This window comes from Sphingomonas larreae, from assembly GCF_051400595.1.
GTDB lineage: Bacteria > Pseudomonadota > Alphaproteobacteria > Sphingomonadales > Sphingomonadaceae > Sphingomonas.
Genome location: NZ_JBLFFI010000001.1, coordinates 1,751,469 through 1,766,521, shown reverse-complemented (window position 1 = coordinate 1,766,521; position 15,053 = coordinate 1,751,469). Strand labels below are relative to the sequence as shown.

At 70.7% G+C, this 15,053-nt stretch carries 15 protein-coding genes; 7 read left to right on the top strand and 8 right to left on the bottom strand.

The genetic code is table 11. The features are described from left to right. Positions 1-3: 3 nt before the first annotated feature. From ACMGDM_RS08075 to ACMGDM_RS08050, 6 genes are all read left to right on the top strand, one after another. Positions 4-822 (top strand): TPM domain-containing protein, encoded by an 819-nt coding sequence (locus ACMGDM_RS08075; RefSeq protein WP_436803564.1) that lies wholly within the window; start codon positions 4-6, stop codon positions 820-822. Then, positions 822-1,481, top strand: a complete 660-nt coding sequence (locus ACMGDM_RS08070; RefSeq protein ID WP_436803563.1) for a TPM domain-containing protein — start codon at positions 822-824, stop codon at positions 1,479-1,481. The genes ACMGDM_RS08075 and ACMGDM_RS08070 overlap by 1 nt, the downstream gene beginning before the upstream one ends. A gap of 82 nt (positions 1,482-1,563) precedes the next feature. Continuing rightward, positions 1,564-1,992 carry an acyl-CoA thioesterase gene (locus ACMGDM_RS08065; RefSeq protein ID WP_436803562.1) on the top strand — a complete coding sequence of 143 codons (429 nt, stop codon included), beginning with the start codon at positions 1,564-1,566 and terminating at the stop codon, positions 1,990-1,992. Between the two features lie 148 nt (positions 1,993-2,140). Then, entirely contained in the window at positions 2,141-4,261 is a 2,121-nt protein-coding gene (locus ACMGDM_RS08060) for a RelA/SpoT family protein (protein ID WP_436803561.1), read from the top strand. 310 nt (positions 4,262-4,571) lie between these two features. Further along, on the top strand, positions 4,572-5,561 hold the full coding sequence (locus ACMGDM_RS08055) for a M48 family metalloprotease (RefSeq protein ID WP_436803560.1): 990 nt from the start codon (positions 4,572-4,574) through the stop codon (positions 5,559-5,561). Between the two features lie 157 nt (positions 5,562-5,718). After that, positions 5,719-6,696: a glycosyltransferase family 2 protein gene (locus tag ACMGDM_RS08050; protein ID WP_436803652.1), complete on the top strand. Its 978-nt coding sequence runs from the start codon at positions 5,719-5,721 to the stop codon at positions 6,694-6,696. A gap of 19 nt (positions 6,697-6,715) precedes the next feature. On the opposite strand, the gene ACMGDM_RS08045 is transcribed toward ACMGDM_RS08050, so the two are convergent. The 5 genes from ACMGDM_RS08045 to argH form a co-directional block, all read right to left on the bottom strand. After that, positions 6,716-7,669, bottom strand: a complete 954-nt coding sequence (locus ACMGDM_RS08045; RefSeq protein ID WP_436803559.1) for a CorA family divalent cation transporter — start codon at positions 7,667-7,669, stop codon at positions 6,716-6,718. Further along, positions 7,666-8,451 carry a precorrin-2 dehydrogenase/sirohydrochlorin ferrochelatase family protein gene (locus tag ACMGDM_RS08040; protein ID WP_436803558.1) on the bottom strand — a complete coding sequence of 262 codons (786 nt, stop codon included), beginning with the start codon at positions 8,449-8,451 and terminating at the stop codon, positions 7,666-7,668. Before ACMGDM_RS08040 ends, ACMGDM_RS08045 begins: the two co-directional genes overlap by 4 nt. Before the next feature lie 28 nt (positions 8,452-8,479). Further along, positions 8,480-9,736, bottom strand: a complete 1,257-nt coding sequence (gene lysA, locus ACMGDM_RS08035; protein ID WP_436803557.1) for a diaminopimelate decarboxylase — start codon at positions 9,734-9,736, stop codon at positions 8,480-8,482. Between the two features lie 220 nt (positions 9,737-9,956). Further along, positions 9,957-10,202, bottom strand: coding sequence for a hypothetical protein (locus ACMGDM_RS08030; protein WP_436803556.1), 246 nt, complete (start codon positions 10,200-10,202; stop codon positions 9,957-9,959). Further along, positions 10,199-11,605: an argininosuccinate lyase gene (gene argH / locus ACMGDM_RS08025; protein WP_436803651.1), complete on the bottom strand. Its 1,407-nt coding sequence runs from the start codon at positions 11,603-11,605 to the stop codon at positions 10,199-10,201. Before argH ends, ACMGDM_RS08030 begins: the two co-directional genes overlap by 4 nt. Before the next feature lie 16 nt (positions 11,606-11,621). Between argH and ACMGDM_RS08020 the strand changes: the two genes are divergently transcribed. Continuing rightward, positions 11,622-12,218, top strand: a complete 597-nt coding sequence (locus ACMGDM_RS08020) for a TlpA family protein disulfide reductase (protein ID WP_436803555.1) — start codon at positions 11,622-11,624, stop codon at positions 12,216-12,218. Positions 12,219-12,242: 24 nt separating this feature from the next. Here ACMGDM_RS08020 and rfbA read toward each other — a convergent pair whose 3' ends face one another. The 3 genes from rfbA to rfbB are packed head-to-tail and all read right to left on the bottom strand — an operon-like array spanning position 12,243 to position 15,048. Then, complete coding sequence (rfbA, locus tag ACMGDM_RS08015; RefSeq protein ID WP_436803554.1) at positions 12,243-13,112, bottom strand: glucose-1-phosphate thymidylyltransferase RfbA; 870 nt, start codon at positions 13,110-13,112, stop codon at positions 12,243-12,245. Next, positions 13,109-13,996 carry a dTDP-4-dehydrorhamnose reductase gene (gene rfbD, locus ACMGDM_RS08010; RefSeq protein ID WP_436803553.1) on the bottom strand — a complete coding sequence of 296 codons (888 nt, stop codon included), beginning with the start codon at positions 13,994-13,996 and terminating at the stop codon, positions 13,109-13,111. Before rfbD ends, rfbA begins: the two co-directional genes overlap by 4 nt. Further along, on the bottom strand, positions 13,996-15,048 hold the full coding sequence (gene rfbB / locus ACMGDM_RS08005; RefSeq protein ID WP_436803552.1) for a dTDP-glucose 4,6-dehydratase: 1,053 nt from the start codon (positions 15,046-15,048) through the stop codon (positions 13,996-13,998). The genes rfbD and rfbB overlap by 1 nt, the downstream gene beginning before the upstream one ends. Between the last annotated feature and the right edge of the window lie 5 nt (positions 15,049-15,053).

Below are 15,053 nucleotides of genomic sequence, written 5' to 3'. Positions count from 1 at the left end.
GCGGTGACCGCGCGCTTCAACTCGCTCCGCGCATCGGGGGCGTCGCGCTGGCTGGCGCTGCTGCTCGCCCTCGTCGCGCTGCTGGTGGCGACGCACGCCGCCGCGCAGCACTTCCCGCCGCTCACCGGCCGCGTGGTCGACGCCGCCAAGCTGCTCGATGCGGACCAGGTGCGCCAGCTCGACTCGCTCTCCGCCGCGGTGGAGCAGGCGTCGTCGCGCCAGCTCGTCGTCGCCACCGTGCCGAGCCTCGAGGGTTATCCGATCGAGGATTACGGCTACCGGCTCGGCCGCGCGTGGGGGATCGGGCAGAAGGGCGCCAACAATGGCGTCATCCTGCTGGTCGCGCCGGACGAGCGCAAGGTGCGCATCGAGGTCGGCTACGGGCTCGAACCGATCGTCACCGACGCTTATGCCAGCGTGATCGTCAACCAGACGATCCTGCCGCATTTCCGCGACGGCGACATGGCCGGCGGGATCGTCGCCGGGGCGCAGCGGCTCGCCGACCAGCTCAAGCTGCCGCTCGAGGCCGCCGAGCGCCGCGCCGCGCAGGCCAGCGCGCGCAAGGCCCCGGCGCAGGACGGCGGTGACTGGATGGTCGCCGCTTTCTGGATCGCGGTCGTGCTCGTGTTCGTGCTGCTGCCGCTGCTGCGTCGCTCTGGCGGCGGGAAACGCTATCGCGGCGGTTTCGCGCCGGTGGTGATGTGGGGCAGCGGATCGTCGTGGGGCGGCGGCGGATCGGGCTGGGGCGGCGGCTCCTCGGGTGGCGGCTTCTCGGGCGGCGGCGGCTCCTTCGGGGGCGGTGGCGCGAGCGGGAGCTGGTGATGGCGCGGCTGGTGCTCAGTCCCGAGGAGCGCGCCACGGTGACCGCGGCGGTGACCGCGGCCGAGCGCGCCACCGATGGCGAGATCGTCACCGTGGTGAGCGAACGGTCAGACGCCTATCACGACGTCGCGCTCCATTATGCGCTGCTCGCGGCCCTGGCGGTGCCCGCGGCCGCAGCGCTCTGGCCCGCAGCGCTGACGCCCGGCCGCGGCTGGGGCGAAGCGCACGGGACCGCGCTCGCGCTGCTGGTGGTGGCGCAGGCGGCGACCTTCCTGGTGGCACGCCTCGCGCTCGCCTGGATGCCGCTGCGGCTGGCGCTGACCCCGCGCGGGACCAAGCGACGCCGCGTGCGGCGCCGTGCGCTGCTCTACTTCCGCCTCGCCGCCGAACGGCGCACCGCCGGGCGTGAAGCGGTGCTGCTATACCTCTCCGCGGACGAACATGGCGCCGAGATCGTCGCCGATCAAGCGGTGCACCGCGCGGTGCCGCCCGAGCGCTGGGGCGCGGCGATGGCGGCGCTGGTCGACTCGGTACGCGCCGGCGAGGCAGCGGCGGGCATGGTCGCGGCGGTGGGCGCGATCGGTGAGATCCTCGCCGCTCAGCTGCCCAAGAGCGCCGGCGACCGCGACGAGCTGCCCGATCGCGTCATCGAGCTCTGACGCGCCGCCACCGTCTTGAGTGCGCCGCGCGCCGGCGCCGCGCGATTGACCCGGCGCCGCGCGCTCGCCACAGCGCGCGCGCATGACCCGCCCCGGCTTCGCTTTCTCCACCCGCTTCCGCGTGCGCTATTCCGAGATCGACGGGCAGCGCGTCGTCTTCAACTCGCGCTACCTCGAATATGCCGATGTCGCCGCGACCGACTTCTGGCGGGCGAGCGGGATCGCGGAGGCGCTCGGCGCCGTATGGGAGGAGAGCGAGTTCCACATCCGTCACGCCGAGCTCGACTATCTTGCGCCGTTCACCTGGGGGGACGAGGTGGAGGCGTTCGTCCGCGTCGAAAAGCTCGGCACCACCAGCCTGACGCTGCGCTTCGAGCTGACCAACCCGGCGACCCGCGTCTTATGCTGCGCGATCACGATGGTGAGCGTCAACGTCCACCTTCCCAGCGGCCGCCCGGTGCCGATCGGCGATGCGGTGCGCGCGTTCATCGCCGCGATGCCGCGGGGGTGACTCGCGGAGAGCCCTCTCGCCGTGGGAGAGAGGACTCTCTTGACTAGCGCGAGGCGCACCCAGCCACGCCGGCCGTGCTTGCCCCCGCCTCACGTTTTTTCCGGCATCGTTGTTGCATTGCGACAGTAGATGGAAGCACATTGGGCAGGTGCTGAGGCAATATGAACTGATCGATCGCGTTCTCGCTTATGATCCGGAAGCGGACGAGGCGATGCTCAACCGCGCCTATGTCTTTTCGGTCAACGCGCACGGTACCCAGAAGCGCGCCAGCGGCGATCCCTATTTCAGTCATCCGATCGAGGTCGCGGGCATCCTCACCGAGCTCAGGCTCGACGACGAGACGATCGCTACCGCGATCCTGCACGATACGGTCGAGGACACGGTCGCCACGCCGGAGGAGATCGAGCGGATCTTCGGCGGCAATGTCGCGCGGCTGGTCGACGGCGTCACCAAGCTCAGCAAGATCGAGGCGCAGACCGAGAACGAACGCGCCGCGGAGAATCTGCGCAAGTTCCTTCTCGCCATGTCGGGCGACATCCGCGTGCTGCTGGTGAAGCTGGCGGATCGCCTGCACAACATGCGCACGCTGCACTTCATCCCCAAGCCGGAGAAGCGCCGCCGCATCGCCAAGGAGACGATGGACATCTACGCCCCGCTCGCGGAGCGGATCGGCATGTACGAGTTCATGAAGGAGATGCAGACGCTCGCCTTCGAACAGCTCGAGCCCGAGGCGTATCAGTCGATCACCAAGCGGCTCGAGCAGCTGAAAGAGGGCTCGGGCGGCGACCGCATCGCCAAGATCGGCTCGGGGCTGAAGCTGCTGCTCGGCCGCGCCGGCGTCGACGCGCAGGTGTCGGGGCGCGAGAAGCATCCTTATTCGATCTGGCGCAAGATGCAGGAGCGCCACATCAGCTTCGAGCAGCTCTCCGACATCATGGCGTTCCGCGCGATCGTGCCGACCGAGGAGGATTGCTACCGCGCGCTCGGCATCATCCATCGTCGCTGGCCGATGGTGCCCGGCCGGTTCAAGGACTATATCTCGACGCCGAAGCGCAACGGCTATCGCTCGCTCCACACCAGCGTGATCCATGCCGAAAACCGCCGCATCGAGATCCAGCTGCGCACCCCGGCGATGCACGCCGAGGCCGAGTTCGGGCTGGCGGCGCACTGGGCGTACAAACAGTCGGTCGACAGCGCCGCGGCGCTGCGTCCCGATTCGCAGCAGGACTGGATCAAGGACCTGGTCGAGATCCTCGACACCGCGGCAACGCCCGAGGAGCTGCTCGAGCATACCCGTATCGCGATGTATCAGGATCGCATCTTCGCCTTCACGCCCAAGGGCGAGCTGATCCAGCTGCCCAAGGGCGCGACGCCGATCGACTTCGCCTACGCGGTGCACACCGATCTCGGCGACCAGGCGGTGGGCGCCAAGATCAACGGCCGCGTTGTGCCGCTCTCCACCGTGATCGAGAACGGCGACCAGGTGCAGGTGCTGCGCTCCAAGGCGCAGACGCCGCAGCCCGCCTGGCTCAAGGTGGCGATCACCGCCAAGGCGCTCGCCGCGATCCGCCGCCACCTGCGCAACACCGAGCGCGAGCAGACGATCGCGCTGGGCCGCAAGCTGTACGACGATATCGTCCAGCGCCTGCCCGCGGCGCTCGCCGACAGCGCGCTCGACGAGGCACTCAAGCGGCTCAAGCTGCCCGACGAGGCCGCGCTGCTCCAGCAGATCGCGCGCCGCCATGTGTCGGACGCGCAGGTGATGGAGGCGCTGATGCCGGGCTCGGCCGGCGCCGACGTCGCCCAGGCGCCGCCGCAGTCGAGCGCGATCTCGATCGAGGGGCTCGCGCCCGGCGTCGCCTATGAGCTGGCGGAATGCTGCCACCCGGTGCCGGGCGACCGCATCATCGGGCTGCGCCGCCCCGACGCCTCGATCGAGGTGCATGCGATCGACTGCAGCGTGCTCGCCGATCTCGCCGAACGGTCGGACGACGAGACCGACTGGATCGACGTGCAATGGGGCGACGCTACAGAGGGCGCCACCGCGCGCATCTCGGTGGAGGTGCGCAACGAGCCCGGCGCGCTCGGCATGCTCGCCACGATCATCGGGCAGCACAAGGCCAACATCATCAACCTGCGGCTCGACAACCGCGACATGCGCTTCCACACCAACACGATCGACGTCGAGGTGCACGACGCGCACCAGCTGATGCGGCTGCTCGCCGCGCTGCGCGCCGCCGAGGCGGTCAATGCGGCGGAGCGGGTGTGAGATCGTCTCGACTAGACGGTCCAGGCGCCCCCCCGGGTGCCGTCATTCTGAACTCGTTTTAGGACCCACCGCGCCGCCTGTTCGGAAGCCGAGGCGTTCGCGGACGGGTGGATACTGAAACAATGTCATGATGACGCCCGAAGGGTGGACGCCGCGTCCAGCCCACGAAGACGTCGCAAACTCCGCGGGACCGATGGTCACTCGGCGCGCGTAACGCACCCGCCATCTCCCCAGATCGGTTCACGCCACCCCGCGCCGCCGGCTGCAACCGCGCGCGCGCTGTGGCATTGATGCGGCGGGAGGATCAGCCATGTACCGAGAGCTCATCGCCGCCGCCGCGCTGGCCACCGCGCTGCCCGCCGCCGCGCAGTCGATCTCGGCGCAGGACCGCGCCGCCGGCGCACAGGCCGACCCGCAGCTCGTCAGGGAGTTCGGCGGACGGTACAGCGGCCCGCAGGTCGCGCTGGTCGAGCGCGTCGGCAAGCGCGTCGCAGTGCAATCCGGCCTGTCCAACGCGCAGGGCGATTTCACCATCACGCTGCTCGACTCGCCGGTGGAGAATGCCTTCGCCATCCCGGGCGGCTACGTCTATGTCACGCGCCAGCTGCTCGCGCTGATGAACTCGGAGGCGGAGCTCGCCTCGGTGCTCGGGCACGAGGTGGGGCATGTCGCGGCGCGCCACAGCGCCTCGCGCAACCGCACCGCGACGATCGGCAGCGTGCTCGCCGGCGTGGTCGGCGCGGTGGCGGGCAATGGTGCGGCGGGGCAGCTCGCCGGCACGGTCGCGCGCGGCGGCGCGCAGCTCTACACGTTGCGCTACGGTCGCGAGCAGGAATATGCCGCGGATGCGCTGGGCGTCCGCTACATCACCGCGGCGGGCTACGATCCTTACGCCGCGGCCGACATGCTCGCCGCGCTCGACGCCGAGACCGGGCTGCAGGCCGCTGCGGCCGGCCGCAGCGGGCAGCAGCTGCCGAGCTGGGCCTCGACCCATCCCAATGGCGAGGAGCGCGTACGCCGCGCCGCGCAGCTCGCGCGACAGACCGGCAAGCCGATGCTCGACCCGCCGCCCGAGGACACCGGCTTCCTGCGCGCGCTCGACGGGCTCGCCTATGACGCAAAGGGCTCGGGCAAGCGCGTCCGCGTCCGCACCGTCAAGGCGGGCGACACGATCGACACGTTCGTGCGGCAGATGGCCTATGACTCGCTCCAGCGCGAGCGCTTCCTGACGCTCAACGGGCTCGATGACGACGCGCGCCTCGCTCCCGGCCGGCTGGTAAAGATCGTGACGAAGGATTGAGGACACTTTATGGCGGGGCCCCATGTTCCCGCCAGCGCCCCCGCCCGCGACGATTCCGCCGGCCGCCCCGCTCGACCGCTTCGCTTCCCCTGCGCCGGCCGCCCGACCCGCGCTCTCGGTGGTGGTGCCGTGCTACAATGAGGAGGCGACGCTGCCGCTGCTCCATGCGCGGATCGCCGCGGCGGCGCGCGCGGCGGTGGGCGACGATCACGAGATCGTGCTGGTCAATGACGGCTCGCGCGACGCCAGCTGGGCGGCGATGCAGCGGCTCGCCGCGGCCGACCCGCGCGTGGTGGCGATCAACCTGTCGCGCAACCACGGCCACCAGCTCGCGCTGACCGCCGGGCTCGACCTGTGCGCGGGCGAGCAGATCCTGATCATCGACGCCGACCTGCAGGACCCGCCCGAGCTGCTCGCCGACATGCGCACCGTGATGGCGCGCGAGGGCGCCGACGTTGTCTACGCGGTGCGGCGCAAGCGCGAGGGTGAGACCTTCTTCAAAAAGGCCACCGCGGCCGCCTTCTACCGCGTGCTCGACCGCGTCACCGACACCCCGATCCCGCTCGACACCGGCGACTTCCGGCTGATGACGCGGCGCGCGCTCGATGCCTTGCTCTCGCTGCCCGAGCAGGCGCGCTTCATCCGCGGCATGGTCGCCTGGGTCGGCTTCCGCCAGGTGCCGTTCGCCTATGATCGCGCCGAGCGCCACGCCGGCGAGACCAATTATCCGCTCGCCAAGATGATGCGGCTTGCGCTCGACGCAGTGACCGGCTTCTCCACCGCGCCGCTGCGCTGGGCCAGCCATTTGTCGGTGATGCTGGCCGGCTGCTCGCTGCTGCTGCTGATCTATATCGGCTACGGCTATTCCAGCGGCGAACGGGTGCAGGGCTGGACCTCGACGATGCTGGTGGTGGTGGTGCTGTCGGCGATCCAGATGTTCGTGCTGGGCATGATCGGCGAGTATCTCGGGCGGCTCTACATCGAGGCGAAGCGGCGGCCTTTGTACCTGATCGCGGATGTCGCGGGCACCGCGCGGAGCCACGCGACGTTGGGCTTCCAGGCGACCGCCCCGGCGGCCCGCGCCGACGAAGGCGTCGCCGCCGGCCAGGGCGTCGGCGCGCGCCATACCGGGTGAGACGCGTGCGGAGACCCGCTCAGCGGAACCAGTGCCGGCGCAGGAAGTAGATCACCGTTCCCGCCGCGATCAGCGTGCAGACGCCCATGATCGCGTCGAACACCCAGGGCTCCTTGGCATAGGGCAGCCCCTCGACGTTCATGCCGTACAGCCCGGTAATGAAGGTGAGCGGCAGGAAGATCATCGCCACCACCGCGATCACCAGCCCGCGCTGGTCGAGCTGCTCGGCGCGCAGATCGGTCAGCGCCTCGTGCATCAAAGCGGCGCGCTCGCGGATCGCCTCCACCTCCTCCGCCATGCGCGCGGCGCGGTCGGCCGCCGCGGCGAGGTGCGCGCGGTCGTCCTCCGCCAGCCAGTCGCCCGGCAGCGTCGCCAGTTTCTCCAGCGCAGCGCGCTGCGGCGCGAGGAAGCGGCGGTAATTGATCGCCTCGGAACGCACCTTGGTGACGCCGCGGCGCAGCTCGAAGATATGCTCCGCCGCCATCGTCTGCTCGCAATCGTCGAGCCAGTCGCCGAGGTCGCCGACCACGGGATCGAGGTCTTCGGTGATCTCGGTGGCGAAGGCACTGATCAGGTCGCCGGGGTCGCGGAGCGTACCCGCACGCATCTGCGCCACCACCTCCTCCAGCACCACGAGATGCTTGCGCGAGACGGTGACGACACGCCCCTTGGCCGCCCAGATCCGGATCGAGGCGAGCATGTCCGAGCCGTCGATCTGCTCGTCGGTGCGCCCGCGCAGGTTGACGAACGCGCTGTCGGTCAATTTGTCCGCGCGCGGGCGCGTCTCGGCCGCGGTCAGCGCGTCGACGATGAACGGCGGCAGCCCGGCCTCGTCCCGCAGCCACGCCTGCGCCTGCTCCGCGTTGCTGGCGAGATGGACCCAGACGAACGGCGCGCCGCAGTCGAGCGCGCCTTTCACCGCGACCTCCTCGGCATGGCCCTCCGCGCTGACGCGCCAGGCGGTGCCGCTCATCGCTCTTCCTCCATCGCGAGATCGACCACCAGCCCGGCCGCGGGGGCGAGCGGAGGCGCCGCGCACTCGACGCGCTCGGCATCGGCGCGCGCGCGATCGAGGATCGCGGCCGGCACGTCGGCGCGGTGCGTCACCACGTCCGCTGCCGCGAGCAGCCGCGCCTGCCGCAGCGTGAGCTCGTCCGGATCGTGCGAGCGCAGCCGCAGCCGTGCTAGCCCGGTGGCGGGCTGCGCCGCGATCACCGCCGCGGCGACGTCGTCGAGCGCGGGGGTGCCGAGCGCATCGAGCGCGCCGCCGGGGGCGAGCGCGGCGCCGATCGCGCGGCGCCGCTCGCCCCCGTCAGGCAGCGCGGCGCGAAGCTGCGGGCGCGCGGCGTGAAGCGCCTCGGCGAGCCGCCCGAGCGTCGCGGGGAGCAGCGCCTCGAGCCGCTGGCGCAGCGCCGCGGCGAGCCCCGCCGACACGCCCGCGCTGCCGATCGCCACCAGCACCGGCGCGCGGTCGACGATCGCGGGCAGAGTGAAGTCGCACAGATCGGGGCGGTCGACCGCGTTGACCAGCACGCCGCGCGCGCGCAGCCGCGCCACCGCGGCCTCGTCGTCCGCCACCACCGCGATCCGCGCGGCCGGGTCGTCCTCGCCGACGATCACCGCACCCGCGCGCTCGAGCAGCCGTCGCTTCGCCGCGGCGGGCTCCCCCTCCCCCACCAGGATCACGGGCCGCCCGGCAAGTCGCAGGAACACCGGCAGGCTCGGCAGCGCGGCGACGGTGCGCGCGTCGGTCATCGCGGCGCTGCTCCGGTCACCGCCCCGCTCACAGCCAGTCCGGCACGCGCTCGGCGGCGAGGATCGTCTCCGCCGCGATCCGGTCCGCCACCACCGCGAAGCGGTCGCCGTCGACCAGCACCTCGGGCACCAAGGCGCGGCTGTTGTAGGTCGAGGCCATGGTCGCGCCATAGGCGCCGGCGCTGCGGAACACCGCGAGATCGCCCTTGGCGACGCCATCGATCTCGCGCGCCATCGCGAACGTGTCGCCGGTCTCGCACACCGGGCCCGCGATGTTCGCGACGACGCGCTCGCCGCTCGGCACCACCGAGTCGAAATCATGCCAGGCGTCGTAGAGCGCCGGCCGCGCCAGATCGTTCATCGCCGCGTCGACGATGACATAGGGGTTCACCACGCCGGGCTTCACCCAGATCACGCGGGTGAGCAGCACCCCCGCGTTGGCGGCGATCACGCGCCCGGGCTCGAACATCAGCGTGACGTCCCAGTCGCGCGTGACGCGCTCGACCATCGCGCCATATTCCGCCGGGGTGCGCGGCGTGTCGCCTTCCTTGTAGCGGACGCCGAGCCCGCCGCCGAGGTCGACCCGGGTGATGCGATGGCCGGCGGCGCGGAGGGCCGCGACCAGCTCGCCAACGCGGCGATAGGCCGCCTCGAGCGGAGCCAGGTCGAACAGCTGGCTGCCGATATGGATCGCGACGCCCTCGAGCGACAGCCCGGGCAGCCCCGCCAGCCGCGCGAACATCGCCGGCGCCTGGTCGATCGGCACGCCGAACTTGTTCTCCTTGCGCCCGGTGGAGATCTTCGCATGAGTGCCGGCGTCGACGTCGGGGTTGACGCGCAGCACCGCGCGCGCGGTCAGCCCTCGCGCCGCGGCCAGCCGGGCGAGCGCCACGCCCTCTTCCTCCAGCTCGAGATTGAACTGGCCGATCCCGGCGTCGAGGCCGCGCACCAGCTCGGCCTCGGTCTTGCCGACGCCGGAGAAGACGACCGACTCGGCCGGCATCCCCGCCGCAAGCGCACGCGCCAGCTCGCCACCCGAGACAACGTCGGCGCCATAGCCCTCGGCCGCGAGCAGCCGCAGCACCGCGAGATTGGGGTTGGCCTTGATGGCGTAAGCGAGATGCGCGCCAGGCACGCCGGCGAGCCCGGCGCGGAAGGCGCGCGCATGATCGCGGAAGGCGCCCGCGGAATAGACATAGACGGGGGTGCCGACCGCCTCGGCGATGCGCGCCAGCGGCACGCCTTCGCACCACAGCTGTCCGTCGCGATAGGGAAAATGGTCCATCGGGTCTCTTCTAGCGGATAACAGGCGGTCGACGGGAGAAGGCGGCGCGGGATGGGGGTGTCAGCCCGTTCGCCGCGCCGCTGCCGTCATCCCGAACTCGTATCGGGATCCACGGCGCCGCGAGTCCCGCAGCGCGGCGGATGCGGACCAGTCAGTCCCGAGACAAGTTCGGGATGACGGTAGAGGGAAGGCAGCGCGTCGCAAGCTGTACCGTCCCTTCTCATTTCGGCGGCAGGTCGAACTCGTCGCTCTGGCGCGGCTGCGAGCGCGTGAGCACCTCGCCGGTGCGGCGCGGCCGCGTCTGGACGCTGGGGGTGAGTAGATCGTTGATCGCGGGCGTCGCGGTGGCGCCATAGGGCGCGACCGGCAGCGGCGTGCCCGGCGCCGGTTTGAGCGCCTCGGTCGATCCGCACCCCGCCAGCCCGACCGCGAGCGCCAGCGCGACCGGGACGCGCCACCCGCTCACGCCGCCGCTCCCGCGGGCGCGTCGTCCGACGACCCACGCGCGCGCTCCTCGCGCGCGGCGGCGATGGCGGCGCGAACATTGTCGGGCGCGGTGCCGCCGAAGCTGCGTCGGCTCGCCACCGAGGCGTCGACCGACAGCACGTCATACACCGCGGCGGTGATCCGCGGGTCGATCGCCTGCAGCTCGGCGAGCGGCACGCGGTCGAGCGTGCAGCCCAGCGCCTCGGCGCGCGCCACCGCGCGGCCGGTGATATGGTGCGCCTCGCGGAACGGCACGTCGGCCTCGCGCACCAGCCAGTCGGCGAGGTCGGTCGCGGTCGCGAAGCCGCTCTCCGCCACCTGGCGCATCCGCTCGGTGCGGAACGTGGCGCTCTCCACCATCCCGGTCATCGCCGCGAGCGACAGCGCGAGCAGGTCGTGCGCCTCGAACACCGGCGGCTTATCGTCCTGCATGTCCTTGGAATAAGCGAGCGGCAGCCCCTTCATCGTGACCATCAGGCTGACCAGGCAACCGGTGATCCGCCCGCTGTGGCCGCGCACCAGCTCGGCGGCGTCGGGGTTGCGCTTCTGCGGCATGATCGAGCTGCCGGTCGACCATTGGTCCGACAGCGCGACGAAGGCGAAGGGCTGCGACGCCCACAGCACAAACTCCTCCGCCAGCCGCGAGAGGTGGAGCGCGCTCTGGCTCGCCGCCATCAGGTAATCGAGCGCGAAGTCGCGGTCGCTGACCGAGTCGAGGCTGTTGCGCGTCGGCGCATCGAAGCCGAGTGCGCGCGCGGTCGCCGCACGGTCGATCGCGAAGCCGGTGCCCGCCAGCGCCGCCGCGCCGAGCGGGCAGAGATTGGCGCGCGCCCGATTGTCGGTGAAGCGCGAGCGATCGCGCCGTACCATCTCGTGATAGGCCATCAGATGATGGCCGAGCGTCACCGGCTGCGCCGACTGGAGATGGGTGAAGCCGGGCATCACGCTGGCGGCATGTTCCTCGGCGCGCGCGAGCAAGGCGTCGTCGAGCCGGTCCAGCGCCGCCACGACCTGGTCGGTGGCGTCGCGCACCCACAAGCGGAAGTCGGTGGCGACCTGGTCGTTGCGGCTGCGCGCGGTGTGGAGCCGCCCGGCCGCGCCGCCGATCACCTCGCCGAGCCGCGCCTCGCTCAGCATATGGATGTCCTCCATCGCGAGATCGTCGGGCACGCCCTCGGCGGCGTAGCGCTCCGCCACCTGCGCCAGCCCCGAATCGATCGCGGCGGCGTCCGCGGAGGAGACGATCCCCTGCGCGCCCAGCATCGCGGCATGCGCGCGACTGCCCGCGACGTCCTGCCGCCACATCCGCTTGTCGAAGGGAATGGAGGCGTTTATCTCGCGCATGACGGCGGCCGGACCCTCGGCGAACCGCCCGCCCCACATCTGGTTGGAACCGCTCATGGTCTCGCGTGTCGCGATCGTCTGTCTCCTCGGCGCCGCGCTGGCGGTCAGCGCGTGCGATAAGGGTTCGGGGGGCGGCGGGCAAGCCGCGCCGACGGGCAATGCGGCCACGGCGGCGAGCGCGGACGAGGTGCCCGCCGCCGGCGCGGCGCGGCCTGACAAGGTCGATCGCAGCCACAAGGGCGAGCGCGCGCCCGACGCCGGCTTCACCACGCTGGCCGGGGCACCCACGACCTTGGCAGCGCTGGGCGGCGGCAAGCCGCTGCTGGTGAACCTGTGGGCGACCTGGTGCGCGCCCTGCGTCAAGGAGATGCCGACGCTCGACGCCGCCGCCGGGACGCTCGCGGGCAGGGTGCGCGTCGTCGCGGTGAGCCAGGACATGGAGCCTGCCAAGGCCAGGGACTTCCTCAAGGCCCGCGGCTTCGCCAGGCTGGAGCCGTTCCTTGACGAGAAACTGGCGCTGAGCACCGCTTATGGCGCCAACCTGCCGACGACGATCCTCTACGACGCCGCCGGCAAGGAGGTCTGGCGCGTGACGGGCGATCTCGACTGGACCGGGGCGCAGGCCGGCGCGCTGCTCGCCGAGGCGGGCTGAGTCGGGGCGGCTACGCTCTCCGGGTCAGCTCGCCGCAACGGCGCGCAGGATGGCTTTGCCATAAGCCGTCTTCTTGAACAGCTCACCCCGCGCACGAGCCTGGTCCGCAGTGATGAAGCCGCGATCGTAGGCGATCTCCTCCAGACAGGCGATTTGGATGCCCTGCCGATGCTGCAACGTCCGGACGAACTCGCTCGCCTCGAGCAGGCTGTCGTGCGTGCCGGTGTCCAGCCACGCGTAGCCGCGCCCCATCTGCTCGACGTAAAGGTCGCCGGCGTCGAGGTAGCGACGATTGAGATCGGTGATCTCCAACTCGCCTCGCGCAGAAGGCGTGAGGCTCTGCGCCAACGCGACCACACGATTATCGTAGAAGTATAGCCCGGTCACCGCACAATTCGACTTTGGCACAACAGGCTTTTCTTCAAGGCTGAGGGCGCGCCCGTCGTCGCCCAGCTCAACGACGCCGTAGCGTTGAGGATCCTCCACCTGGTAGCTGAAAACGGTCGCGCCGCGCGTGCGCGCGACCGCGCGCGCCAGCAGCTCCGTCAGATGCGCGCCGAAGAAGATGTTATCGCCGAGTACCAGGGCGACCGGGTCGCCGCCGATGAAATCGGCCCCGATTGTGAACGCCTGGGCCAGGCCCTCGGGTCGCGGCTGCTCGGCATAGTGGATGGTGAGGCCGAAGCTGCTGCCGTCCTCGAACAACCGCCGGTAGTTATCCAGATACTCGGGGCTGGAGATGATCAGCACCTCACGGATCCCGGCCAGCATCAGCACGGACAGCGGATAGTAGATCATCGGCTTGTCGTAGACAGGCAGGAGCTGCTTGTTCACCGCGAGGGTCGCTGGATGAAGCCGGCTTCCGGTGCCCCCGGCCAGGATGATGCCTTTCACGTCGCTGCTCCGATCACGTCATCGAGTATGTCTCCGAGCGCGGCCTGCCAATGACGCGGCACGATCCCGTACGCCGCACCGATGGCCTCGTGCGAGAGGAGCGAGTTGGCGGGTCGGCGCACGGCCGTGGGATAATCGGCGCTGGTGATGGGAACGACCTCGGCGTACGGACCGCCGCGCGCAGCCGACTGGCGGAAGATTTCCGTGGCGAACGTTGCCCAGTCGGTCGCGCCCGCGTTGCTGAAATGGACGAGCCGCGACGGTTCATCGTCGTCGTTCACGAGCCGCACCACGATCGCGACCAGTGCCGCCGCCAAGTCGGCCGCGCTGGTCGGGCTGCCGCGCTGGTCGGCGACGACCTGAACCTGGTCGCGCTCGGCGCCTAGCCGAAGCATGGTTCGCACGAAATTCCGGCCATGGGGCGACACAACCCAGGAGGTGCGGACGATGACATGGCGCGCGCCGCTGCTTCGCACCGCGAGCTCGCCGCCCAACTTGGAGGCGCCGTACACACCGAGCGGCGCCGTCCGGTCGTCGACCTGCCAGGCGCCCGCGCGATCGCCGGGAAAGACGTAATCGGTCGAAAGCTGCAGCAGCGGGATGCCTGCCGCCGCACAGGCGGCACTGATGGCCGCGGGGGCTAGCGCATTCACCTGCCACGCCGTCACCTGATCGCTCTCGGCGGCATCAACGGCGGTATAGGCAGCGGCGTTGATCACCGCCGACCAGTCGCGCTCGGCCACGCACCGTGCGATCGCCTCGGGTGACCGCAGGTCAAGCGCGCCGCGGTCGAGCGCCACCGCGCACCAACCCGCCGGCCACGCGGCGCGCACGAGTGCGGTAGCGACCTGACCGTTCGCACCCGTGACGAGCACCTCCCGCATCAGGCCGCGACGCCGCGTCTTTGGGTCGCCTGCGCGGCCACGAGCGGGCTCCACCAGGCCTCGTTGTCGAGGTACCAGCGCACCGTCCTCTCGATCCCGCTTTCGAATGTCTCGCGCGGCGCCCAGCCTAGCTCGTCGCGGATCCGACGCGCATCGATCGCATAGCGTCTGTCGTGGCCCGGACGGTCGGCGACCGAGATGATCTGTGCCGCGTACCCGCGGCCATCGTCGCGTGGACGGACACGATCGAGGATCGAGCAGATCGCCCGCACCACCTCGATGTTGCGCCGCTCGTTAAACCCGCCGATGTTGTAGGTCCGCCCCACCGCCCCGCGCTCGAACACGGTCTGCAGCGCCCGGACATGATCCTCGACATAGAGCCAGTCCCGCACCTGGTCGCCGGCGCCGTAGACGGGCAGCGGCTCGCCGGCGAGCGCTCTGACGATGATCAACGGGATCAATTTCTCGGGGAAATGATAGGGGCCGTAATTGTTCGAACAGTTGGTGATCAGCACCGGCAGACCGTACGTATGCCCCCAGGCGCTGACGAGATGGTCGCTGGCTGCCTTGGTGGCGGAGTAAGGCGAGCGCGGGTCGTACGGCGTGTCCTCGGTGAACAGCCCCTCGTCGCCGAGCGTACCATAGACCTCGTCGGTCGAGATATGATGGAAACGGAAGCGCCGCCGCGCCGGCTCATCCAACGTCTGCCAATAGGCTCGTGCCTCGGAAAGCATCGTGAACGTCCCGATGACATTGGTCTGCACGAAGGCGCTCGGTCCGTCGATCGAGCGATCGACATGGCTCTCGGCGGCGAGATGCGTGATCACGTCCGGCCGGAACTCGGCCAGCGCTGCCCCGACCGCGGGCCCATCGCACACGTCGCCGCGGACGAAGCGATAGCGATCCGATCGCGCGACCGCGTCGACGGTCGAAAGCAAACCCGCGTATGTCAGTTTGTCGAAGTTGAGCACCTCATGCTGGCTGTGCGTGATCAGGTGTCGGACGAGTGCCGAGCCGATGAACCCGGCACCGCCGGTGACGAAGATACGCATCCCTA